The following is a 22,023-nucleotide window of genomic DNA, read 5'->3' on the forward strand; positions in this document are numbered from 1 at the left end:
GGCAGGATGCGCCGCAAGGAAGGGCCCGCAGGGCAACGTGGTTCGTTGTTCAAGGGACCTGACGCCGCGGGGCGCCTGCCTGGCTTCATCCCTCCGGGCGAGGGCCGGCGGGCGTCGCGAAGCATCGTCACGCTCGTCGCGCGTAGTACCCGCTACGCTTTGACTCGCGTTCCTCGCCTCGCTCGCCCGGCGACCCTCGCGCGGCCCCGTGGGGGCTCGATTAGGCACTCTTCATAGCCCGGAGCGTCGCATGCGCCTTCTCCCCTTCGTTTCCGCCGCCCTCGTGGCGGCCACCGCCATCAGTGCCACCGCCCAGATCGACGCGCGCCTGATGCGCTATCCCGACGTGTCCGCCACGCAGATCGCGTTCACCTACGCCAACGACCTCTGGATCGTGCCCAAGACCGGCGGCGTGGCCCAGCGGCTGTCCACCCCCAAGGGCGAGGAGACCTTCGCGCGGTTCTCCCCCGATGGCAAGCAACTGGCCTTCACGGCGAACTACGATGGCAACCCCGACGTCTACGTGCTGCCCGTGACCGGCGGCGTGCCCACCCGCGTGACCCACCACCCCATGGCCGATCGGCTCGTGGACTGGACGCCAGACGGCAAGTCGCTGCTCTTCGCCTCCGGCATGGAATCGGGGAAGGACCGCTTCAACAAGCTCTTCCTGGTCCCCAAGGAAGGCGGCCTGCCCAAGGCGCTGCCCCTGCCCTACGCCGAGTTCGGCGCCCTCTCGCCGGACGGGAAGGTTCTCGCCTACCAGCCCATCAGCACGGACTTCCGCACCTGGAAGCGCTACCGCGGCGGCATGGCCTCGGAGATCTGGTTCTTCGACCTGGAGAAGAAGACCGCCAGCCGCCTGCCCAGCGCCGATGGCTCCAACGACTCCCAGCCCATGTGGTACGGCGGGAAGCTCTACTTCCTGTCGGATCGCGATGGGGCGAAGCGTGCCAACATCTGGTCCTACGATACGGCCACCAGGGCCTTCAAGCAGATCACCTTCTTCAAGGACCACGACGCCCACTTCCCCGCCATCGGTCCCGAGGACATCGTGGTCGAGGCCGGTGGCCGCCTGCACCGCATCGAGCTGCCCTCGGAGAAGGTGGTCGAGGTGAAGGTGGACGTGGTGACCGACCGCGCCACCCTGAAGCCCAGGAACGAGAACGCCAGCCGCCTGCTCCGGAATCCCACCCTGTCCTCCCAGGGCAAGCGGGTGCTCTTCGAGGCCCGGGGCGAGCTGTTCTCGGTGCCCGCGGAAAAGGGCTACGTCATCAACCTCACCCGCACGCCAGGCGCCGCGGAGCGCTTCCCCGCCCTGTCGCCCGACGGCAGACAGGTGGCCTACTTCAGCGACCGCAGCGGCGAATACGAGCTGTGCGTGCGCGCCGCCGACGGCTCAGGGGACGAGCGCCAGGTCACCCACCTGGGTCCCGGCTTCCGCTACCACATCAGCTGGTCGCCGGACGGCAAGCGGGTGGTCTTCGCCGACCAGACCATGGGCATCCAGCTCTGCGACCTGGACACCGGCAAGGTGCAGCAGGTGGACAAGGGGCTGTTCATGTTCGAGGATCCCCTCGATGGCTTCCGGGCCAGCTGGTCGCCGGACAGCCGCTGGTTCGCGTACCCCCGCGACACCGCCAACCAGAACAACGTGGTGGTCCTCTACGACACGAAGACCGGCACCCGGAAGGACGTGACCTCCCCCTTCTACAATGCCGGCGATCCCGTCTTCGATCCGGAAGGCAAGTATCTGTTCCTCAGCACGGGGCAGCAGTTCAGCCCCACCTACAGCGACCTGGACGGCACCTGGATCTACGCCGCCACCACACGGCTCGCGGCCCTGCCTCTGCGCAAGGACGTGCCCTCGCCCCTGGCCCCCCGCAACGATGCGGACGCCGCCAAGGACGACAAGAAGGAGGAGAAGAAGGAGGGCGGGGACAAGAAGGACGCCCCCAAGCCCGTCGAAATCGACCTCGATGGATTGGAAGCCCGCATGGTCCTGCTCCCGCCCACGGCCGGCTACTACATGGACGTCGCCGCCGCCAAGGGGAAGCTCCTCTACCGCCGCGCCGCCCAGCTCAGCCAGGAGGGCCCCACCAAGGGCACGCTCTTCGTCTATGACCTGGAGGAGCGCGAGGAGAAGGCCGTGCTGGCGGACCTGGATGGCGCCCTCCTGAGCGGGGACGGCAGCAAGGTGCTCGTGAACCGGAAGCTGGAGTACGCGCTCATCGACCCCAAGCCCGACCAGAAGTTCGAGAAGAAGCTGCCCACCGGCGAGCTCATGATGACCGTGGACCCCTCGGCCGAATGGCAGCAGATCTTCAACGACGCCTGGCGCTTCGAACGCGACATGTTCTATGACCCCGGCATGCACGGCGTGGACTGGAAGGCCATGCGCGCCCGCTACGGCAAGCTGCTCAAGGACTGCGTCACTCGCGAGGACGTGAACTTCGTCATCGGCGAGCTCATCTCCGAGCTGAACGCCTCCCACACCTACCGGGGTGGCGGCGACGTCGAGCAGCCCCTCCGCCTGGGCACGGGCCTGCTGGGCGCCGACTTCAGCCTGGAGAACGGGGCCTACCGCATCAAGAAGATCCTCCGCGGCGCGGACTGGGATGCCCAGGTCCGGGGCCCGCTGGCCCAGCCCGGCCTGAAGGTGAAGGAGGGGGACTACCTCCTCGCCGTGAACCGCATTCCACTCGACGTCGGCCAGGATCCCTGGGCCGCCTTCCAGGGCCTGGCCGGCAAGACCGTGCTGCTCAGCATCAACGACAAACCCTCCCTCGACGGAGCCCGGGAGGTCCTCGTCGACACCGTGGTGAATGACTACCAGCTCCGCTACTGGGACTGGATCGAGGCCAACCGCCGCTACGTCGAGAAGGCCTCCAACGGCCGCATCGGCTACGTCTACGTGCCGGACACCGGCATCGGCGGCCAGAATGACCTGGTGCGCCAGTTCCGCGGCCAGTGGGACAAGGCCGGCCTCATCATCGACGAGCGCTTCAACAGCGGCGGCCAGATCCCCGATCGCTTCGTGGAGATGCTGGGCCGGAAGACCCTCAACTACTACGGCGTGCGCGACGGCAAGGACTGGCAGTGGCCCCCCATCGCCCACGATGGCCCCATGGCCATGCTCATCAACGGCTGGAGCGGCTCCGGCGGCGACTGCTTCCCCTTCCTCTTCAAGAAGGCGGGGCTCGGTCCCCTCATCGGGCGGCGCACCTGGGGCGGACTCATCGGCATCAGCGGTGCCCCGGCCCTCATCGACGGCGGCAACGTGACCGTGCCCACCTTCGGGATCTTCTCGAAGGAAGGCCAGTGGATCGTGGAAGGCTACGGTGTGGATCCCGACATTGAGGTGATCGACGATCCCACCCTGCTCACCCAGGGCAGGGATCCGCAGCTGGACCGGGCCATCCAGGAAGTGGAGGCCTCCCTCAAGCGGAACCCGCCGGTGCCCACCCGGAAGCCGGTCTACCCGAACCGGGCCCACTAGGTTTTTCAATCTGCGCCCCGCGACCGCGGGGCGCAGCCATGTCCGTCTATAAGGCCTCGTGGAAGAAATCCTTCATGTGCTGCCAGCTGCGGCGGTGGGCGGCCTCGTTGTAGGCGGCGCCCTTGCTGTTGTCGCTGCCGGCCTCCTTCTGCGTGAAGGCGTGCACGGCGCCGGCATAGGCCACGAACACGTAGTCCGCCTTGGCCTGCCGCATCTCGTCCTGGAAGGCGGCCACGTCCTTGGCGGGCACCCAGGGATCATCGGCCCCGTGGCAGACCAGCACCTTGGCGGACATGGGGCCGGGCGCGTAGCCCGCAGGCACGTCCAGCCCGCCATGGAAGGAGACCACCGCCTTCACCGGCAAGCCGCCCCGGGCCGCTTCGATGGCCCCCGTGCCGCCGAAGCAGAAGCCGATGACGGCGATGCGGCTGCCGTCCACGCCCTTCTGGGCCTTGAGGGTCTCGATGGCGGCGGCGATGCGGCGGCGGTACAGCGCGCGGTCGCCCTTGAAGGAGCCCGCCAGCTTGCCCGCCTCCCCGGTGTTCGCCGGGCGCACGCCCTCGCCGTAGATGTCCGCCGCCAGGGCCGCATAGCCCAGCTTGGCCAGGTCGTCGGAGACCTTGCGCTCATGGTCCGTGAGCCCCATCCACTGGTGGATCACCACCACGCCAGGCACCTTGCCCTTGGCGTCGGCCGGGTGGGACAGGTAGCCCGCGAGTTTGGTGGCCCCGTCCGCATAGCTCAGCGGCTGGCCGGCGAGGACGGGAAGGGCGGCGAGGGAGAGGGCGAGGGCGGCGGATCGCATGGGAGCCTCCTGGGATGGGAGACCGATCGTATAGCTGTTTGAACGGCTATTCCAGGGAAACTCTTACCGCCCCGTGCTGCCATAGCCGCCTTCGCCGCGCTCCGTGTCACCCAGGGCCTCGACCGTGGGTTCGGGGATCCAGGTCCAGCTGGCCACCGGGGCGATCAGGAGCTGGGCGATGCGCTCGCCGCGGCGGAGCTCGAAGGGGGCCTCGCCATGGTTCACCAGCAGCACCTGCACCTCGCCGCGGTAGTCCGCATCGATGGTGCCCGGCGCGTTGAGTACCGTGAGCCCGTGGCGCAGGGCCAGGCCCGAGCGGGGCCGCACCTGCCCCTCGAAATCCCGTGGGATGGCCAGCACCAGGCCCGTGGGCACGAGGCGTCGCTGGCCCGGCGCGATGGCCCAGGTCTCGCCTTCCGGAATCGCCGCCCGCAGGTCCATGCCCGCCGCGTGGGGCGTGGCCGCCGCCGGAAGGTCAAGGCCGAGGCCGTGGGGGAGCTGATGGACCGGAATGCGCATTCAAAAAGATTCAACGCAAAGGCGCGAAGGCGCAAAGGGAAAACCGCTTACTCCCCCTTCACCAGCTGCCCGCAGGCCCCCTGCACGTCCCGCCCCCTGCTGCGGCGCACGGTGACGAAGCAACCCCGGGCTTTCAGCCACCGGGCGAACTGCTGGACGCGGTCCTCGCTGGGCTGATGGAAGGCGCTGGCGGCGTGCTCGTTCATGGGGATGAGGTTCAGGTTGTGGGCGCCGCGGAGGTCTCCCAGCCAGTCCGCCAGCCGCTGCGCGTCGGCCTCGGTGTCGTTCTCACCCGCCAGCAGCACGTACTCGAAGCAGAACTTCTCGCCGCGCTTCAGGCCCCAGTCATCCAGCGCACGGCGCAGGCGGGCCAGGTTCCACACACGATTCACGGGCATGGTGCGGCCCCGGGCCTCGTCCGTGGTGGCGTTGAGGCTGAGGGCCAGGAGGGGCCGGGGTTCCAGCTTCGACAGCTTGTCGATGCCGCTCACCAGCCCCGAGGTGCTCACGGTGATGCGGTTCTTCCCCAGCCCCAGACCGGCGGGATGGCACATGAGGCGGATGGCCCGATGCAGGTGCTCCAGGTTGTGCAGGGGCTCGCCCATGCCCATGAACACCAGGGTCAGCTCGTGGCCGCGGTCGGGGCCCAACTCCGCCATGAGGGCCAGCACCTGGCCCAGGATCTCGCCGGCCTGCAGGTTGCGCAGGATGCCCATGCTGCCCGTGGCGCAGAAGGTGCAGCCCATGGCACAGCCCACCTGGCTGGAGATGCAGTAGGTCACCCGGGGATTGCGCACCCGGCGCGGCATGTGGACCGCCTCGATGCGCTTCCCGTCCGCCAGTTCCAGAGCCAGCTTGGTGGAGCCGTCATCGGAGGGCTGGCGCTCCACGAGGGCTGGCATACGGAGGTCCGCCACAGCCTCCAGCCAGGCCCGGATGCCAGTGCCCAGGTTCGGCACGCCCCCCTTCCAGGTCCAGGGGCGGTGCAGACGCTTGAAGGTTTCCAGGGCGCTGCCCGGGCAACCCAAGGCCGCCAGATCCTCGGGAAAGAGCGACCAGGCGGAGGGCAGTCCCTCCCGCTCAGGGGCGGGGTGATCCCAGGGCATGGATCCTGAACCGGACATAGAGGGCAGTGTACCGGCTGGCCGTGGATCCATTTCAGAATCGAGACCGTTTCGATATGCTGATCAGATCATCCATTAAGGAAGCTCACCCATGTCTGCTGCCGCCCCGCTGCGTCTAATCCTGGCCATGCTCGGTCTCGTCAACCTGGGCTTCGCGGCCGATGGCCCCACGCCCGTGTCTCTCCTCAAGCAGGTCGCCACCTACAGTGAGCAGCCCAATCTGGGTGAAGCGTTCACCGTCAAGGACTGGACCCTCCCCATGGGACGGATGACCTTCACCATGACCTCGGGCACCGTGGCACCCATGGTCTCCGCGGGGCGGACGCTCGGATTCCACTTCAAGGGGAAGGGTTCCTTCCGCTACCGCTCAGACGAACCCCTCGAGCGGGCGGCGCTGGCTTCGAACTACAAGAAGAACATCGGAGGTATCAATACCAAGGCCATCCTCTCCGAGGAGAAGGGCCAGCAGGTCCTGACGGTGGAACTCAAAAGTTTCACCCTCTGGCAGGAAGGTCTGATCCTGGCCCTCCCGAGCGGGACGCCTGCCGAGACCCCCAGCGACTCCTTCACCAAGGACTCGGCCTTTTTCAAGCGGGACGGCCTGGGAGACCGGAGTCATGACTTTGCCGCCCACCTGGCCAACACACCCAGTCGCGGCCTGGCGCGGGCGGAAATCACCGGAGTGGACAGCCCCTTCATCTATACCCTGGACCAGGGCGGTTCCCAGCGCGAACAACTCTGGTCCGTCGCGGGCCCGTACCGGCCGGCGGTCTATGACGGGCTCCGCAGGGTGCTGCTCTCGGATCAGCCCATCGGCTGGACCTGGAAGGCCCCCCTATCGCCATTGCTGAACCTGACGGCCGTGGATATCGACATGAAGGCAAGCCTGGGTGGCGCAGACCTGAAGGTCACGGAGACCCTGGTTGCTGGAGACGAGGGCCTGGCCGTCATATCTCTGAACCTCTACAACATCGTGGATCCCACCTACAAACTGGGCATCTACAAAGTCTCCAAGGTCGTGGATGAAGAAGGGCACAGCCTCCCCTTCCACCATCGGCATGACACGATCCTGGTCCAGTTGGATCGGCCCCACCCGGCGGGTGAGCCTTTCAAGCTCACTTTCGAGTACGGTGGCGCCATCCTGCTCCGCCCCGGTGGTGACAGCTACTGGGAACTGGGGGTGGAGCCCTGGTTCCCCCAGCCCGACATGGACGGCCAGGCCTACACGGTCCATGCCGTCATCCAGACGCCCAGAGAAGACGTGCCCGTAGCACCCGGCAAGACGATCCGCCGAAGCCAGAGCGACTCAGGAAACCTCCTCGAAGTCCGCATCGACAAACCCGTTCAGTTCTTCTCCATGTTCGCGGGGGCCTACACCTTCACCGAGGAAGTGAAGGATGGCCTCACCATCCGAGTGGCTGCCTACGGCAACCAGGGCGGCGGCATGCAGCAGCGGCTCATAGGCATTGCCCAGCAGACCATTGGATTCTACGAGGACCTGTTCGAGAAGTTTCCCTTTGAGGAGTTCAACATCATCCAGGTCAATTCCTTCGGCTTCGGACAGGCCCCTCCCGGGATGATGATCATCACCAACGAGGCCTTCAACGGGAAGATGGACGAGCTCAGCAGTCTCTTCACCAAGGGTATCAACCAGCGCTTCGCTCACGAGATCGCCCATCAGTATTGGGGGCATCTGGTCAAGATGGCGACGCCGGAAGAGCAGTGGATTACGGAATCCTTCGCGAACTATGCCTCCGCCCTGGCCATGCGGAGCATGAAGAACCAGGGGAGCAGCGCCTATGAGGGCATGTTGAGCCGCTGGCGGAACCAGGCCAGCGCCTACGCCGGTTCTGGCACCATCCCCTTCGCCAATCGGCTTCAGTGGATCGAGGACCCCCGTGGTTCCTTCCTTGCCCGGACCTCCCTGCTCTATGAGAAGGGCGCGCTCCTGCTCGCAGCCCTGCACAAGGACATGGGTGACAAGGCCTTCGCCCTCTTCATGAAATCCATCATCGCCAACTTCCGGTGGAAGGCCGCCAATACCCCCTCCATCGAGCAGATCGCCAGCATGGCCGGGCGCAAGGACTTTGGTCCACTGTTCCGGGATTGCTACTGGGGAACCCAGATGCCCAAGTGACGACCAGGGGCCCTCAGGCCACCAGGTCCTGCGCCCGGATGTCACAGCCCCGCCGGGTGCCGAGGGCGCTGACGCCCAGCTGGGCTGGATCGAGCAGGTTCTGGGCGACGCGCAGCAGGTCGTCCAGAGTCACGGCCTCGATCTCGGCCATCTGCTGATCGAGGCTGCGCAGCTCGCCCAGGTGGATGGCCTGATGGGCCAGGCTGAACATGCGGCTGCTGCTGCTCTCCTGGCTGAACACCAGCCCCGTGCGGGCCTGCAGCTTGGCCCGGACCAGCTCGTCGGCCTCCACGCCTTTTTCGCGGATGCGGGCGCACTCGGCCATGGTCCGCTGCACCAGCTCCCGCAGCTGGGCCGGGGCGCAGCTGGCGCTGATCTGCAGGGCGCCCGTATCCGCGTAGGGACTGAGGTAGCTGCCTACCTGGTAGCAGAGGCCTCGGCGCTCGCGCAGCTCCATGAAGAGGCGCGAGGCCATGCCCCCGCCCAGCACGTGGCTGAGCAGGTGTGCCGCGGCCCGGTCCGGCGAGTGGTGATCCGGCGCCGGGAAGCCCATGACCAGGTTGGCCTGCTGGAGATCCTTGCGGGGCACGTTCAGCAGGAAGGGCCGGGTCCGCGCCCCGGCGATGGCGGCGTGCGCCGTCCCCGCCGGCAGGCGGTCCAGGATGGGCTTCAGCAGGTCGAGGAAGGGCGCCGCCTCGATGGCGCCGGCGGCGGCCACCACCAGGTTCGGCGCCCGGTAGGTGTGGTCGAAGAAGGCGCGGGCCTCAGCGGGCCCATAGCTCGAAACCTGGTCCCGGCGGCCCAGGATGGGGTGAGCCAGAGGCGTGCCCTCCCAGAAGCCCCCGTAGAACAGCTCGCTCACCCAGTCGTCGGGCTGATCCTCGCTCTGGGCGATCTCCTCCAGGATGACGCCGCGCTCGCGGATCAGCTCGTCGGTCTCGAAGCGGGGCGCGGTCACCAACTCTCCCAGCAGGTGCACCAGCTCCGGCAGCTGGTCGGCCAGCACCTTCCCGTAGAAACAGGCCACTTCCTTGCCGGTGAAGGCGTCCACGTGCCCGCCTAGGCGGTCCGTGGCCGCCGCCAGCTCGTCGGGCGTGGGGTAGGCGGCGGTGCCCTTGAAGACCGTGTGCTCCAGGAAGTGGGCCAGGCCCTCTTCCGCAGAGCCTTCGTGACGGGACCCCCGACGCACCCAGAACCCCACGGCGCAGCTCCGCACATGGGGCAGCGGCTCGATCAGGATCTCGGTGCCCTCGGGCGTGACGGTGCGGTGCGGAGCATTCGGCATTCCACCAGTCTACCGCCCGGGGCTCCTACCCCTCCGCCTCGCTTCCAGCCAGGCCCACGGGCATGCGGTGCAGCTTCCAGCCGGCCAGGGCCCAGCAGAGCAGGCCGAAAGCGAGGAGGGCCAAGCAGGCCAGGACCGGATGGGTGGTCACCTGCTCCTGGGCCAGCAGCTGGTTGGTCTGGATTTCCGCCGCGCGGCTGCCGGCGAGGCTCTCGATGTGGTGGGTGAAGGTGAGCCGCTGGAGGAAGGGTGGGAAGATGCGGACCCAGGGCTCCCACAGGAAGAAGTACAGGGCGCCCCAGAGGGTACCGCGCTTGAAGAGGAGCCCGATGAGCGTCATCAGGGCCAGTTCGCCCCACCAGGCGCTGACCAGGGCCGCCAGGCGCCCCGGGAGCAGGGACGGATCCCCGCCGATGACCTGGAGGCCGAGGGTGCCGAGGATGAGCCAGGCGGCGCCCCAGGCGAACCAGGGCAGGCCCTTGCCCAGGGGCAGCGCCCAGGCGGGGGCGGGCCGCACCAACAGCAGGGGGAGGGTGCGCTGCTCCAGGTCCTCCCGGATGCCAGCCGGCGCCGCCACCAGGGCCATGATGGGCAGCATCATCTTCACCAGCACTTCGTGGAAGATCTTGAGGGCCTCGCCGGGCCGGGGACCGCCTTCCCCACCCTTGATCTGGGCCACGGTGTAGATGAGGAGGCTGAGGGCCACGGGCACCATGACCAGCGAGGCCAGCACCCAGCCCCGGCCCTGGAACACGCGGGGCAGGTAGCCCCGCGCCGTGGCGCGGATCGTCGCCAGGGGAGAAGGTGGGGCGAGGACAGTCATGATTTCCCCCAGGTGAGTTCAGAAAGGTCATGCACTGGACCAGCAAGCCCGGGACGGGCTCTGCCCGCTCCGGGCGCAGGGGCCCGGGGATGTTCGCGCAGCGAGGAATCCCCGGACAGCATTAGGCGTGATCCTTGGTCAGATACTGGAAGACGGCATCGAGGTTGAGGTCCAGGGGATCCAGCGCACGCAGGGGGATGCCCCCTTCCGCCGCGGCCTTCTGCAGGCGGGGCAGGATGTCCCGGGGCGAGCGGACGGACAGCACCACGGCCCCTTCTTCGATGCGGAGGGCCGCCAGCTCCGGCTGTTCCACGGCCCAGCGGGCCAGCACCTGGGCCTCGCCCGTCAGACGCAGCTCCACCGGATGGCGGTCCAGCAGCTGCCGGATCTCGGTGACCGTGCCCTCGGCCAGCAGTCGGCCCCGGAACAGCAGCAGGATGCGGTCCGTCAGCTGGGCGATCTCGCCGAGGATGTGGCTGGAGACCAGGATGCGCGTGCCCCCTTCCGCGAGGCCGCGCAGCAGGGCCATGAGGGTGAGCCGGGCCTCCGGGTCCAACCCATTGAACGGTTCGTCCAGGATGAGCAGCTCCGGCTCGTGCATGAGGGCCTGGGCGAGGCGGATGCGCTGGCGCATGCCCTTGGACATGCGCGCGAAGGTGAGGTGGGCGCGGTCCGCCATGCCCACGGTCGTGAGGGCCTTGGCCACGGCGGCGTTCAGACCTTCGCCCGACAGGCCGGAGAGCTCCCCCATCATGCGGAGCCAGCGGTCGGCGCGGAGGCCCGTGGGCAGGCGGTCTCCCTCGGGCACCAGCCCCAGGCGGGCGAGCACCGCGGGATTGCGGAAGGGGGCCTCGCCGAAGACGCGGACGTCGCCGCCGGAGGGTGGCAGGAGGCCCGAGAGCAGTTGCAGCAGCGAGGACTTCCCGGCGCCGTTGGGGCCCAGCAGGCCCGTGATGCCGCCGCCGTCGGGCAGCTCGAAGGTGGTGGGGCTGAGGCCCAGGATGGGGCCGTAGCGGAGGGAGGCGCGGTCCAGCGAAATCATCAGATCACCGCCTCGGAGGGTCGTGTGCGCCGCGAGGCCACGAAGGTCCAGAGACCGATGTGGAAGGCCGTGCCCAGGAGCGCCGGAAGCCACGCCACCATTGGATGGTCCACGCCGACGAGGAGCTGGGGCCACGCCTCGGCCAGCATGATGGGGTTCAGGGCATCCACGGCCCTGATCCCGGTGAGGCCGTGGATCATGGAGGCCAGGGTGCCGGCCCCCAGCACGAGACCAAGCACCCAGCCGATGCCGGCCCGCGGTGTGGCAGCCATGCTGGAGGCGCCCACCGCCAGGGAGCCCATCAGGACCGAGCTGATGGCCATGGCCGGCAGCAGGCGCAGCGGCGCCGTCGCCCACACCGGCCCCTGGAGCCCCGCCAGGAGCAGGGACATGGCCCAGGGCAGCAGGGCGAAGGGCAGCAGGATGACGAAGGGCAGCGCCGAGGCGAAGCCGAGCTTGGCGAGCAAGTAGTCCTTCGGGGCCACGGGATGCGCGTACATCAGGGGACGCACGCGGTAGAGGGTGTCCCGCGCCACGAGGCCGCCCCCCACCAGGGCCACCAGGAACCAGAGCAGGTACATCGTGGGGTTCAGCAGCCCGGCCTGGAACTCGGCCCCCTGGGTGAAGATGTTCTTCCCGAACTCATTCAAGGGCTTGAAGGCCTGGTTGGTCTGCATCAGGTATTTGGCATAGATCCACCCGGTCTGGAAGAGCAGGATCATCAGGAAGATGAAGCTGAAGAAGCGGCCGATCTTCTGGCGCCAGAGCCGCGTCAGGTCGAAGCGCATGAGCACCAGGACGGGCGGATGGCCCTGGTGCAGGTCCGGCGCGGGCGGCAGGGTCGGAGCGTAGATGGGCATGGACTAGGCTCCCGTCTGAGGATGGAGGGCCCGGAGCAGCACTTCGTCCAGCCGGTCGTGGCGTGGCGTGACCTGCACCAGGGTGGCGCCCCTGCTTTCGGCCCAGCGGAAGGCGCCGACCGGATCGGCTTCCATCAGTTCCAGGTCGTAGAGCCCGTTGCGCGCCTCCAGCACGGTTCCAAGCTCCGCCAGTGCTGCCTCCTGCGCCGCATCCAGGGGATCCAGGAAGCGCAGCTCCACCCGTTTCGCGAGGGCCTTGCGGAGGCCCGCCATGGAGCCGGCCGCCTTGATCTCCCCCTGGTCGAGGATCACCAGCTGGTCCGCCACGCGCTCCACGTCGCCCAGCAGGTGAGAGGCCAGGATGACGCCCGTGCCCAGCTCCGCGTGCACGCGCAGCACCAGGTCCAGCATGCGGCGCCGGCCATCGGGATCGAGGCCATTGGTGGGCTCGTCCAGGAAGATCAGCTCGGGGCTGTGCACCAGGGCCTGGGCCAGCTTCACGCGCTGGCGCATGCCCGTGGAATAGCCGCTCACGGGCCGGTACCGGGACTCATCCAGCCCCACGAAGTACAGCACCTCGTGCGCGCGGTCCCGCGAGGCCTCCGGCGCCAGGCCGCTCAGCTCACCCCAGAAGGCCACCTGCTCGTAGGCCGAAGCATCCTCGATGAGGGCGTCGTACTCCGGCATGTAGCCGATGCGGGAGCGCAGCCGGGCCGCTTCGGGCGCGCCCAGGGCCACCCCCAGCACCGAGCCGCTGCCACCCGAAGGGGTCAGCAGACCCAGCAGGGCCTTCAGCAGGGTGGACTTGCCTGCGCCGTTGGGCCCCAGCAGGCCCACGATCCCGCGCTCGAGCGAAAGGCTCAGGCCCTTCAGGGCTGGCGCCGCGGTCGCGGCGTAGCGCACTTCCAGGTTTTCGAAGGCGATCAAGAGGGACTCCAGGTTGAAGGCGGCTACGAAGCGGGCTCCGAAATGGATTAGGCTGTACCCATCCTCCCACCGCCCGGACGCCTCTGCATGCAACTCCTGGAATGGCCCATTCTCGATGCCCTGCAGGCCGGTGCCCTGCTCGCCCTCTTCATCAGCTTCGGCACGGACGCGCTGTCCCGCCGGGACCGGATGATGGGCTGGCTTTCGCTCACGTGCCTGCTGGTGGCCCTGCGCCACAGCGTCCTGGTGCTCGGCACCCTCCCCTCCCTGAACCCCGACCTGGTGGATCGCGCCCAGAGCCTGCTGGTGGCCTTCGGCTTCATCGCCCTCTGCACCGCCCTCACGAACCTCTTCCCGCGCCACATCCCCCGCCGTTTCCCCTTCTGGATCGCCCTGGGCATGATCCCCAGCTACATCCGCAACCTCCTGCTGCCCCACCCGGGCTCCTGGGACACCTGGATGCACCACGCGTCGAACGTCACCTATCTGGCGGGTTGCGGCTTCATCGTCTACTGGACGCTGCGGGCCCGGCAGGACGAGGACCCCATGGGCCGCCGGCTGTTCCTGGGGCTCCTGGGATTGACGCTGCCGGTGGTGGTGGAGATCGCGGCCCTCAGCCTCTTCGACATGAAGGTCCGCCTCTCCGGCTTCAGCCTCGTGTTCCTGGCCATGGGCGTCGGAACCTCCTGGCAGTGGCTCATGGTCAGCGGCATGGAGTCCCGCATCCACCGGGCCGAGGCCGAGGTGGAGGTCTGGCGCAGCCTGGTCCCGGGGCAGGCCTTCCGCACCGATCGTCCCTCGCCCATGATGGAGAAGACCTTCGGGGCCTCCTGGCCGGAGCGGCTGAAGGCCACGCCGGATGTGCCGCTGGTCGCCCTGGATGGCACCACCTACCGGGTGCGGAGCCGGGTCCTCCACCATCAGGAACGGCTTGGCTGGTACGAGCGGGACGAAGAGACCCAGCCCGGCCAGCAGGGATTCCTGTCCGGCTGGGTGGTGGGCCTGGGCATGGAAGAGGGCGCTGAGCAGAACCGGATCCAGGCGCTGCTGCGCGCCTGGGGGGCCGAAGTGCAGGCCTGGGGCACGGTGCCCCCGCGCGAGGGCCCCTATCCGAGCGTGCTGCTCTGGGCCCGGGAGCCCAGCATCCTCTCGGTCTGGCGGGAGGACGACCTGGTCCGGAGGCGCCCCCGCTGGGTCCAGATCGGCGGGCCCACCACCGAAGGACCGCACGCCCGCCTGGAGCCTGGGGTCCCGGAAGACGTCCTGCGGGGTACCCTCGAACGCCTCCTCTCCCGGCACTGAACCTGGGGCACTTGCCCCAAGCCGCGGCATCCATCGGAGAATGGGCGAATGAGCTTCGCCCATCTCCATCTGCACACCGAACATTCCCTCCTCGATGGCCTCACGCGCATTCCGGATCTCGTGAAGAAGTGCCGGGCCTCGGGCATGCCCGCCGTGGCCGTCACCGACCACGGGAACATGTTCGGGATGATGAAGCTCTTCGACGCCTGCGAGAAGACGAAGGACGCCGATGGCAACTGGGCCGTGAAGCCCATCCTGGGCTGCGAGGTCTACGTCGCGCCCAAGACCCGCTTCGACAAGAAACTCGAAGCCAAGAACGCGACGGGCGAGGAGGGCCTCGAGGACTGCGTGGATCCCAGCGGCTCCCGCGACGCGGGCTACCACCTGGTGCTGCTGGCGAAGAATCCCGTGGGCTTCGCCAACCTTTCGAAACTCGTATCCGCGGGCTTCACTGAGGGCTTCTACTACAAGCCCCGCGTCGACAAGGATCTCCTCCGGCAGCACAGCGAGGGTCTCATCGCGCTGTCCGCCTGCCTGGGCGGCGAAGTGCAGGCCCGCATCCTGCAGAACCGCCTGGACCAGGCGGAGCGGGTATCGCGGGACTTCCGCGACATCTTCGGCGAGGACTTCTACCTGGAAATCCAGGACCAGGGTTTCGACAAGGAGAAGGAGATCATCCCCTTCCAGATGGAGCTGGCCCAGAAGCTCGGCATCCCCCTGGTGGCCACCAACGACGCCCACTACCTCAACCACGCCGACGCCGACCTGCACGACACCCTGCTCTGCATCGGCACCAAGACCACCAAGGCGAAAGAGAAGCGCATGCGCTTCTCCACGGACCAGTTCTTCGTGAAGACGCCGGAGGAGATGCGCTCCGTCTTCCCCGATCACCCGGAATACCTGGAGCGCACCCTGGAGATCGCCGCCAAGGTGGACCTCTTCCCCATCACGCGCAAGCCCGTGACACCGCGCTTCCCCGTGCCCGAGGGCTACGACCTCGATTCCTACTTCGTGCACATCGCGAAGGAGACCTTCGAGCAGCGCCTGGCCGGCTGCCGCCCCCTCTGGCAGGCGGGCACCCTCAAGCACAGCGAGGAGAAATACCGCGAGCGGCTCGCCTTCGAGCTGGACATGATCCTGAAGATGGGCTTCCCCGGCTACTTCCTGCTGGTCTGGGACTTCATCCGCAAGGCCCGGGAGATGGGCGTGCCCGTGGGCCCCGGCCGCGGCTCGGCGGCAGGCAGCATCGTGGCCTGGTCCATGATGATCACCGACATCGACCCGATGCAGTACGACCTGCTCTTCGAGCGCTTCCTCAACCCCGAGCGCGTGTCCATGCCCGACGTGGACATCGATTTCTGCCGGGACGGCCGCCAGCGCGTCATCGACTACGTCACGGAGAAGTACGGCCAGGACAAGGTGAGCAGCATCATCACCATCAACCAGCTCAAGACCAAGGCCGTGATCAAGGACGTGGCGCGGGTCTTCGAGAAGGACTTCGCCTTCGCCAACAACCTGACGAAGCTGGTGCCCCAGGAACCCGGCAAGCCCATGACCATCGGCGAGGCCCTGGAGAAGAGCGACAAGCTGCGCGAGCTGTACGAGTCCGACCCCGAGGTGAAGAACATCCTCGACATCTCCGCCCGGCTTGAGGGCCTGTCCCGCAACACCGGCGTCCACGCGGCCGGCGTCATCATCGCGCCGGACGAGCTCACGCAGTTCGCGCCGCTGAGCGTGGATAAGGACAAGAAGGTGATGGTGCAGTACACCATGGTGGAGGCCGAGCGCGCGGGCCTGCTGAAGATGGACTTCCTGGGCCTGGAGACGCTCACGCAGATCGCGAAGACGCAGGAAGTGATCGCCCGGCGCCACGGCCAGCCCAAGGACATGACCACCATCCGCGCCTTCGACGACCGGAAGACCTTCGAGCTCTTTGCTGCCGGAGACACGGACGGCGTGTTCCAGTTCGAGTCCGGCGGCATGAAGCAGCTGCTGCGCCAGCTGGGCCCGGACCGCTTCGACGACCTCATCGCCCTGAACGCCCTCTTCCGCCCGGGCCCCCTGGGTGCGGGCATGGGCACCACGTACGTGGAGCGCCGCCACGGCCGTGAGGCCGTGACCTACATGTTCCCCGACCTGGAGCCGATCCTGGCGCCCACCTACGGCGTGATTCTCTACCAGGAGCAGGTCATGCAGATCGCCAGCCTCATCGCCGGGTACTCCCTGGGCGAGGCCGACATGCTGCGCCGGGCCATGGGCAAGAAGGACAAGGAAAAGATGGCCAAGGAGAAGACCAAGTTCATCGAACAGGGCGCGGCGAGGAAATACGACAAGACCAAGGTCGCCGAGCTCTTCGACCTCATCGAGTTCTTCGCCGGCTACGGCTTCAACAAGAGCCACAGCGCCGCCTACGCCATGGTGGCCTACGAGACCGCCTACCTGAAGGCCAACTACCCCGTGGAGTTCATGGCGGGCCTGCTCTCCACCAAGTCGGGCCGCACGGACGACGTGGCCAAGTACGTGCAGAACTGCCGGGAGCGGGGCATCGAGGTGCTGGGCCCCGACATCAATGAATCCACCCTGGATTTCACGGCCACGGGGGATCTGCAGATCCGGTTCGGATTTGCCGCGGTGAAGGGCTTGGGAGACGCCGCGTTGCAGGCCATTCTGGAGGCACGGAAGACCGAGGGCCGCTTCAAGGACTTGTTCCATGCGCTGAAGAGCACCGACCTGCAGAAGGCCAACCGCAAGGTGTGGGAGTCGCTCATCAAGGCGGGGGCCTTCGACAGCCTGGAGCCCAACCGCGCCGCCCTGCTGCAGGGCCTGCCGGACGCGGTGTCCGCCGCCTCCCGCGGCACCGGCGACACGGGCATGACCAGCCTCTTCGACGATGCCGAGATGGCCACGCTGAGCGAGGACTGGCGCGTGCCCGAGAACATCGAGCCCTGGGACCGCAAGGTCCGGCTGGCCGCCGAGCGCGAAGTGCTGGGCCTCTTCGTCAGCGGCCATCCGCTGGAGGAATTCGCCGACGCCATCCAGGTGCATACCCACGGCACCCTGGCCAAGATCGTGGAGGATGCCACTTCGGGCCGCCTGCGGGACCGCCACGAGGTGACCCTCGGCGCCATGGTCTCCACCGTGGCCTTCAAGACCAACCAGAAGGGGGAGCCCTGGGCCATCCTCCAGGTGGAGGACACGACGGGGAAGATGGAAGTCCTCCTCATGGCCAGCAAGTGGGATCCCCTCACCAAGAAGTCCTCCCTGCGGCCCTTCGAGCGGTACCGCCACTTCGCCGTGCCCGAGGCCATGCTGCGCATCACGGGTGAGCTGCGGGTGGAGACCATCCAGGGCAATGGCAACGGCCCGGATGGCGAGGAGGACGAGGAGCAGACCGTGGTGAAGGTCTTCGCCACCCTGCTGGAGCCCCTGGAGGGCTTCCAGGGCCTGGGCTTCACCGGCGCCCTGGTGCGGCTGCCCCCGGGTGAGTGCCCGCCCCGCCTGGCGACGATCTTCGGCGACCACAAGGGCGAGCTGCCCGTGACCTTCGAGTACCGCTCCAAGGAGGGCCTCGTGGCCCGGGTCCGGGCCGGCCACGGCCTGCGCCTGAAGTACGACGAGGCCCTGAAGGAGAAGGTGGCCAAGGAAACGGGCTGTGCCTTGACCTGGACGTACTGAGAGTGCCTAACAGAACCCCCACGGGGTCGCGCGAGGGTCGCCGGGCGAGCGAGGCAAGGAAGGCGAGGAGACGCGTAGCGGGTACTACGCGCGACGAGCGTGACGCGGCATCGCGACGCCCGCCGGCCCTCGCCCGGAGGGATGAAGCCAGGCAGGCGCCCCGCGGCGTCAGGCCCCTTGAACAACGAACCACGTTGCCCTGCGGGCCCTTCCTTGCGGTGCATCCTGCCTGACTTCATCGCGGCCTCGTCGGGGTTTTGTTAGGCACTCTAAACCCGGAGTATCCTCATTCGCATGAAGAAACCCCCCGCCGCGCCCAAGCCCGATCTCCACGCCGTGGTCGAAGCCCTGGCCGAAGCCTCCACGGCCCTCACCGAGATGCCCCTGGGCCGCCGGGAGTTCCCCTCCCGCACGGCCGTGGCAGCCCTGGTGGAGGACCTGCGGGCGCTGCTCTTCCCGGGCTACTTCGGCGCCTCCGAGCTCACGGCCGAGACCCTCCGCTACCACCTGGGTGCCCGCATGGACCGCGTGCTGCACGGTCTGTCGGACCAGATCCAGCGGGGCCTCATGGCCTCGGATCCAGCCTGCACCGAGTGCCGGGGCCGCTCCGTGGAGCTGGCCCAGGCCTTCCTCGCCCGGCTACCCCAGGTGCGCCACCTGCTGGCCACGGACATCCAGGCGGGCTTCGAGGGCGATCCCGCGGCCACCAGCCCCGAGGAGGTGCTCTTCTCCTACCCCGGCCTGCTGGCAGTGGCCAGCCAGCGCCTGGCCCACGAGCTGCTGAAGCTGGGCGTGCCCCTGCTACCCCGCATGATCACCGAGCACGCCCACAGCCTCACCGGCATCGACATCCACCCCGGCGCCCAGATCGGCGAGCGCTTCTTCATCGACCACGGCACGGGCGTGGTCATCGGCGAGACCTGCGTCATCGGCCGCAACGTGCGCATCTACCAGGGCGTGACCCTGGGCGCCAAGAGCTTCCCCCTGGATGCCGAGGGCCACCCCGTCAAGGGCGTCCCGCGCCACCCGGTGGTGGAGGACGACGTCATCGTCTACTCCAATGCCACCGTGCTGGGCCGCATCACCCTCGGCAAGGGTTCGGCCATCGGCGGCAACGTGTGGCTCACGCGCAGCGTGCCCCCCGGTAGCGTCATCACCCAGGCCAACGAAAAGGACGGGATGCCGTCATGAGCGTGCTGCTGCGCTTCGTCTTCTCGGCCATCGGCCTGCTGGTGGCCTGTTCCGTCGTCAAGGGCCTGGGCCATGGCTCCTTCCTCGACCTGCTCATCGTGGCCGTGATCCTGGCGGCCCTGAACACCACGGTGGGCAGCTTCCTGAAGCTCATCGCCCTGGTGCCCATGGCCTGCTCCTTCGGCTGCTTCAGCCTCGTCATCAACGGCCTGGTCTTCTGGCTGGCCGGGGCACTGTCTGCGAAGCTGGGCCTGACCTTCACCGTGAGTGGCTTCTGGGCGGGCTTCTTCGGCGCCCTGGTGTCCAGTGTCGTCGCCTCCGTCCTCGGCGCCATCTTCATCCCCAAGGACCGGCAGCGCCCCCAGGGGCCAGCGCCTTCCATCAAGGTCGTGAACTGACCCTGGCCTCCCCCAGAAGCTCGCGCACCGCGGTTTCCGTGGCCTGCAGGAGCGCCTCGGGGCTGGGAAAGCCCTGCGGCTGCAGGGGCTGGCCCACCCTGATCCGGTAGGTGCCGGCCCGCACGCGCCAGGAGCCCTTGGGCAGGATGTCCACGCCGCCCCGGATGGCGAAGGGGACCACGGGCACCCCCGTCTCACAAGCCAGTGCGAAGACCCCCTTCTTGAAAGGCAGCAGGCACCCATCGGGACTGCGCGTGCCTTCGGGGAAGGCGGCGATGGACTGGCCGCCGCGGATGCGCCGGGCCGCGGTCCGCAGGCTCTCCACGGCCGTCTCCCGGCGGCTGCGGTCGATGAAGATGAAGTCCGCCAGCCAGATCACCCAGCCCAGGAAGGGCACCCGGGCCAGCTCCCGCTTGGCGATGAAGAGGGGCCTTCCGGGCAGCGTGGAGATGACCAGGGGCGGGTCGAGGAGCGAGGCATGGTTGCCCGCGAAGATGACCGGTTGCGCCCCCTCCCGGATCGCCGCCGGCAGATCCTCCCAGCCTTCCAGCTCCCGGCGGATGCCGAAGGCCCAGGCCGTGGCCCGGATGTACCGCGGGGCCACCGCCCAGAACGCGCCCGCCCCCCCCAGGAGGGGTGCCAGCAGGAAACAGAGCACCACCGCGAGCGCCAAAGCCAGGGAACCGGCGGCCCAGACGAGCAGGGGGCGCAAGATGGGACGGCCGGTCATGATCCTACTGCGGCGGCAGCAGGACCGCGTCCTTGAGATACACCGGGAACTGCGGGATGTCGCCCATGCCCCGGCGCCACTCGGTGCGCACCTTGGCGATCTTGTCCACGGCCTCCATGCCGGATACCACGCGGCCGAAGGCACAGTAGCCGAAGCCCTCCTCGCTGAAGCCGTGGGGGTCCAGGCTGGGGTTGTCCACGAGGTTGATGTAGAACTGGGACGAGGCGCTGTGGGGGTTCGCCGTGCGGGCCATGGCGATGGTGCCCCGGCTGTTCTTCAGACCGGCCTTGAAGGTCGAGCCCACCTCGTTGAGGATCGGGTCCCGGGTGGGCTTCTCCTGGAGCGTGTCCAGCATGCCGCCGCCCTGGATCATGAAGCCGTCGATGACGCGGTGGAAGATGGTGCCCTTGTAGAAGCCATCCTGCACGTACTGCAGGAAGTTCGCCACGGTCTTCGGAGCCAGCTCCGGTTCCAGCTCCACCACGATGGGGCCATAGCTGGTGAGCAGCTGCACCCGGGGCTTGGCCGCAGGGGCGGGCGCAGGGGCCGGGGTGGACTGGGGGGCGGGGGCCTGGGCGGCCAGCGGCAGGGCCAGACTGATGAGGGGCAGGGCCAAGGCGACGAGGGCGGATCGGATCACGGGGACTCCTGGAGAGGACACTTCATTCTGCCGCGAATCGCCGGGAAGTCCCCGCTATCGTGGACGCATGTCCTTCATCGACCTCCCGCCCTGGCTGCTCTCCCTGCTGCTGGCCCCCTTCGGCCTGGTGCTGGGCTCCTTCGGCAACGTGCTGATCCACCGCCTGCCCCAGGAGGAGCCCGCCGACCGGAACGTGGTCACCAAGGCCAGCCACTGCCCCGGCTGCAAGGCCAAGATCAAGCCCTGGCACAACGTGCCCCTCCTCGGCTGGCTGTGGCTGCGCGGCAAGTGCGCCGCCTGCGGCTGGAAGATCCCCGTGCGCTACCCGCTGGTGGAGCTGCTGGCCGGGTTGCTGTTCGCCGCCTCGCCCTGGCTCTTCCCTTTCGGCACGCTGATCTGGTTCAAGGGCCTCGTCTGCGGCTTCGCGCTGATCGTCCTGTTCTTCACGGACTTCACCGAGATGATGCTGCCGGACGTGCTGCAGTTCCCGCTCATGGCCCTGGGCGTGCTCCTCACCCTGCCCCAGGTCCTGCGGCCCGAGGCCCTCGTGAAGATCTGGACGGGCAGCGGGAACCTCATCCAGGCCCTGGCCTTCCACAACGGCCTGCAGCCGGCTCCCGCCTGGTCTGGCTTCGAGCCGGCGGTCACCTGGCAGGCCAGCCTCATCGGCCTGGCCGTGGGCTACGGCGTCCCTGCCCTCATGAACCAGCTCTACAAGTGGATCCGCAAGACCGACGGCCTGGGCATGGGCGACTTCAAGATGCTGGCCTGGCTGGGCGCCTTCTGGGGCTGGGCCCCCATGCTGGGCATCCTTTTCCTCGGCGCAGGCCTGGGCGCCGCCGTGGGCCTGCCCCTCATGCTCCTGCGCCGCAACTCCGACCAGGCCGTCTCGGGCCAAACCATGCTGCCCTTCGGCTGCTTCCTGGCCCTGGCCACGCCCATCGTGGTGTTCTTCGGGCGGGCGCTGTGGCTGGGGTATCTGGGATGGGTGGGCTGACGGAGCAGTGAGAGGTACCAACCGGACTGGTGGCGCGAAAACCAGCAGTCTCCACTCCAACTCAATGGCAGG

17 protein-coding genes are annotated in these 22,023 nt (G+C 68.1%); 7 read left to right on the plus strand and 10 right to left on the minus strand.

Annotated elements, in window-relative coordinates; all coding sequences use genetic code 11:
- Positions 1-250 precede the first annotated feature (250 nt).
- Complete coding sequence (locus tag QOZ81_RS13535) at positions 251-3,496, plus strand: S41 family peptidase (RefSeq protein ID WP_291205337.1); 3,246 nt, start codon at positions 251-253, stop codon at positions 3,494-3,496.
- A 46-nt stretch (positions 3,497-3,542) separates the two neighbouring features.
- Here the strand turns inward: QOZ81_RS13535 and QOZ81_RS13540 are convergent, their stop codons facing one another.
- From QOZ81_RS13540 to rlmN, 3 genes are all read right to left on the minus strand, one after another.
- Positions 3,543-4,301: a dienelactone hydrolase family protein gene (locus QOZ81_RS13540; RefSeq protein ID WP_291205334.1), complete on the minus strand. Its 759-nt coding sequence runs from the start codon at positions 4,299-4,301 to the stop codon at positions 3,543-3,545.
- A gap of 63 nt (positions 4,302-4,364) precedes the next feature.
- Positions 4,365-4,820, minus strand: coding sequence for a dUTP diphosphatase (dut, locus tag QOZ81_RS13545; protein ID WP_291205332.1), 456 nt, complete (start codon positions 4,818-4,820; stop codon positions 4,365-4,367).
- A gap of 47 nt (positions 4,821-4,867) precedes the next feature.
- Positions 4,868-5,926: a 23S rRNA (adenine(2503)-C(2))-methyltransferase RlmN gene (gene rlmN / locus QOZ81_RS13550; RefSeq protein ID WP_291205329.1), complete on the minus strand. Its 1,059-nt coding sequence runs from the start codon at positions 5,924-5,926 to the stop codon at positions 4,868-4,870.
- 109 nt (positions 5,927-6,035) lie between these two features.
- Between rlmN and QOZ81_RS13555 the strand changes: the two genes are divergently transcribed.
- Positions 6,036-8,081, plus strand: coding sequence for a M1 family metallopeptidase (locus QOZ81_RS13555; protein ID WP_291205326.1), 2,046 nt, complete (start codon positions 6,036-6,038; stop codon positions 8,079-8,081).
- Positions 8,082-8,094: 13 nt separating this feature from the next.
- On the opposite strand, the gene QOZ81_RS13560 is transcribed toward QOZ81_RS13555, so the two are convergent.
- From QOZ81_RS13560 to QOZ81_RS13580, 5 genes are all read right to left on the minus strand, one after another.
- Entirely contained in the window at positions 8,095-9,366 is a 1,272-nt protein-coding gene (locus QOZ81_RS13560; RefSeq protein ID WP_291205323.1) for a M16 family metallopeptidase, read from the minus strand.
- Positions 9,367-9,391: 25 nt separating this feature from the next.
- Positions 9,392-10,189 carry a hypothetical protein gene (locus QOZ81_RS13565; protein WP_291205316.1) on the minus strand — a complete coding sequence of 266 codons (798 nt, stop codon included), beginning with the start codon at positions 10,187-10,189 and terminating at the stop codon, positions 9,392-9,394.
- A 121-nt stretch (positions 10,190-10,310) separates the two neighbouring features.
- Complete coding sequence (locus QOZ81_RS13570) at positions 10,311-11,231, minus strand: ABC transporter ATP-binding protein (RefSeq protein ID WP_291205313.1); 921 nt, start codon at positions 11,229-11,231, stop codon at positions 10,311-10,313.
- Positions 11,231-12,091, minus strand: a complete 861-nt coding sequence (locus QOZ81_RS13575; protein WP_291205310.1) for a hypothetical protein — start codon at positions 12,089-12,091, stop codon at positions 11,231-11,233. Before QOZ81_RS13575 ends, QOZ81_RS13570 begins: the two co-directional genes overlap by 1 nt.
- A gap of 3 nt (positions 12,092-12,094) precedes the next feature.
- Positions 12,095-13,018 carry an ABC transporter ATP-binding protein gene (locus QOZ81_RS13580; protein ID WP_291205307.1) on the minus strand — a complete coding sequence of 308 codons (924 nt, stop codon included), beginning with the start codon at positions 13,016-13,018 and terminating at the stop codon, positions 12,095-12,097.
- An 87-nt stretch (positions 13,019-13,105) separates the two neighbouring features.
- On the opposite strand from QOZ81_RS13580, the gene QOZ81_RS13585 reads away from it, so the two are divergent.
- From QOZ81_RS13585 to QOZ81_RS13600, 4 genes are all read left to right on the plus strand, one after another.
- On the plus strand, positions 13,106-14,320 hold the full coding sequence (locus QOZ81_RS13585; protein WP_291205305.1) for a 7TM diverse intracellular signaling domain-containing protein: 1,215 nt from the start codon (positions 13,106-13,108) through the stop codon (positions 14,318-14,320).
- Positions 14,321-14,368: 48 nt separating this feature from the next.
- Positions 14,369-17,995 (plus strand): DNA polymerase III subunit alpha, encoded by a 3,627-nt coding sequence (gene dnaE, locus QOZ81_RS13590; RefSeq protein ID WP_291205301.1) that lies wholly within the window; start codon positions 14,369-14,371, stop codon positions 17,993-17,995.
- A 294-nt stretch (positions 17,996-18,289) separates the two neighbouring features.
- On the plus strand, positions 18,290-19,186 hold the full coding sequence (locus tag QOZ81_RS13595; RefSeq protein WP_300714857.1) for a serine O-acetyltransferase: 897 nt from the start codon (positions 18,290-18,292) through the stop codon (positions 19,184-19,186).
- Complete coding sequence (locus QOZ81_RS13600; RefSeq protein WP_291205295.1) at positions 19,183-19,584, plus strand: phage holin family protein; 402 nt, start codon at positions 19,183-19,185, stop codon at positions 19,582-19,584. Before QOZ81_RS13595 ends, QOZ81_RS13600 begins: the two co-directional genes overlap by 4 nt.
- Here the strand turns inward: QOZ81_RS13600 and QOZ81_RS13605 are convergent.
- Together QOZ81_RS13605 and QOZ81_RS13610 are read right to left on the minus strand one after the other, a co-directional pair.
- Entirely contained in the window at positions 19,568-20,314 is a 747-nt protein-coding gene (locus tag QOZ81_RS13605; RefSeq protein ID WP_291205292.1) for a lysophospholipid acyltransferase family protein, read from the minus strand. The genes QOZ81_RS13600 and QOZ81_RS13605 overlap by 17 nt on opposite strands.
- Before the next feature lie 4 nt (positions 20,315-20,318).
- Positions 20,319-20,954 carry a peptidylprolyl isomerase gene (locus tag QOZ81_RS13610; RefSeq protein ID WP_291205289.1) on the minus strand — a complete coding sequence of 212 codons (636 nt, stop codon included), beginning with the start codon at positions 20,952-20,954 and terminating at the stop codon, positions 20,319-20,321.
- A 67-nt stretch (positions 20,955-21,021) separates the two neighbouring features.
- Between QOZ81_RS13610 and QOZ81_RS13615 the strand changes: the two genes are divergently transcribed.
- Positions 21,022-21,951, plus strand: a complete 930-nt coding sequence (locus QOZ81_RS13615) for a prepilin peptidase (RefSeq protein WP_291205286.1) — start codon at positions 21,022-21,024, stop codon at positions 21,949-21,951.
- Positions 21,952-22,023 lie beyond the last annotated feature (72 nt).

This window comes from Geothrix sp. (assembly GCF_030219325.1).
GTDB lineage: Bacteria > Acidobacteriota > Holophagae > Holophagales > Holophagaceae > Geothrix.

What these genes read in the sequence shown, in the direction of transcription:
- rlmN (WP_291205329.1), bottom strand. Translation starts at nt 5,926, where the DNA reads ATGCCCTGGGATCACCCCGCCCCTGAGCGGGAGGGACTGCCCTCCGCC.
- QOZ81_RS13615 (WP_291205286.1), top strand. Translation starts at nt 21,022, where the DNA reads ATGTCCTTCATCGACCTCCCGCCCTGGCTGCTCTCCCTGCTGCTGGCC.
- QOZ81_RS13595 (WP_300714857.1), top strand. Translation starts at nt 18,290, where the DNA reads ATGAAGAAACCCCCCGCCGCGCCCAAGCCCGATCTCCACGCCGTGGTC.
- QOZ81_RS13605 (WP_291205292.1), bottom strand. Translation starts at nt 20,314, where the DNA reads ATGACCGGCCGTCCCATCTTGCGCCCCCTGCTCGTCTGGGCCGCCGGT.
- QOZ81_RS13540 (WP_291205334.1), bottom strand. Translation starts at nt 4,301, where the DNA reads ATGCGATCCGCCGCCCTCGCCCTCTCCCTCGCCGCCCTTCCCGTCCTC.
- QOZ81_RS13535 (WP_291205337.1), top strand. Translation starts at nt 251, where the DNA reads ATGCGCCTTCTCCCCTTCGTTTCCGCCGCCCTCGTGGCGGCCACCGCC.
- QOZ81_RS13600 (WP_291205295.1), top strand. Translation starts at nt 19,183, where the DNA reads ATGAGCGTGCTGCTGCGCTTCGTCTTCTCGGCCATCGGCCTGCTGGTG.
- QOZ81_RS13555 (WP_291205326.1), top strand. Translation starts at nt 6,036, where the DNA reads ATGTCTGCTGCCGCCCCGCTGCGTCTAATCCTGGCCATGCTCGGTCTC.
- QOZ81_RS13560 (WP_291205323.1), bottom strand. Translation starts at nt 9,366, where the DNA reads ATGCCGAATGCTCCGCACCGCACCGTCACGCCCGAGGGCACCGAGATC.
- QOZ81_RS13575 (WP_291205310.1), bottom strand. Translation starts at nt 12,091, where the DNA reads ATGCCCATCTACGCTCCGACCCTGCCGCCCGCGCCGGACCTGCACCAG.
- dut (WP_291205332.1), bottom strand. Translation starts at nt 4,820, where the DNA reads ATGCGCATTCCGGTCCATCAGCTCCCCCACGGCCTCGGCCTTGACCTT.
- dnaE (WP_291205301.1), top strand. Translation starts at nt 14,369, where the DNA reads ATGAGCTTCGCCCATCTCCATCTGCACACCGAACATTCCCTCCTCGAT.
- QOZ81_RS13585 (WP_291205305.1), top strand. Translation starts at nt 13,106, where the DNA reads ATGCAACTCCTGGAATGGCCCATTCTCGATGCCCTGCAGGCCGGTGCC.
- QOZ81_RS13570 (WP_291205313.1), bottom strand. Translation starts at nt 11,231, where the DNA reads ATGATTTCGCTGGACCGCGCCTCCCTCCGCTACGGCCCCATCCTGGGC.
- QOZ81_RS13565 (WP_291205316.1), bottom strand. Translation starts at nt 10,189, where the DNA reads ATGACTGTCCTCGCCCCACCTTCTCCCCTGGCGACGATCCGCGCCACG.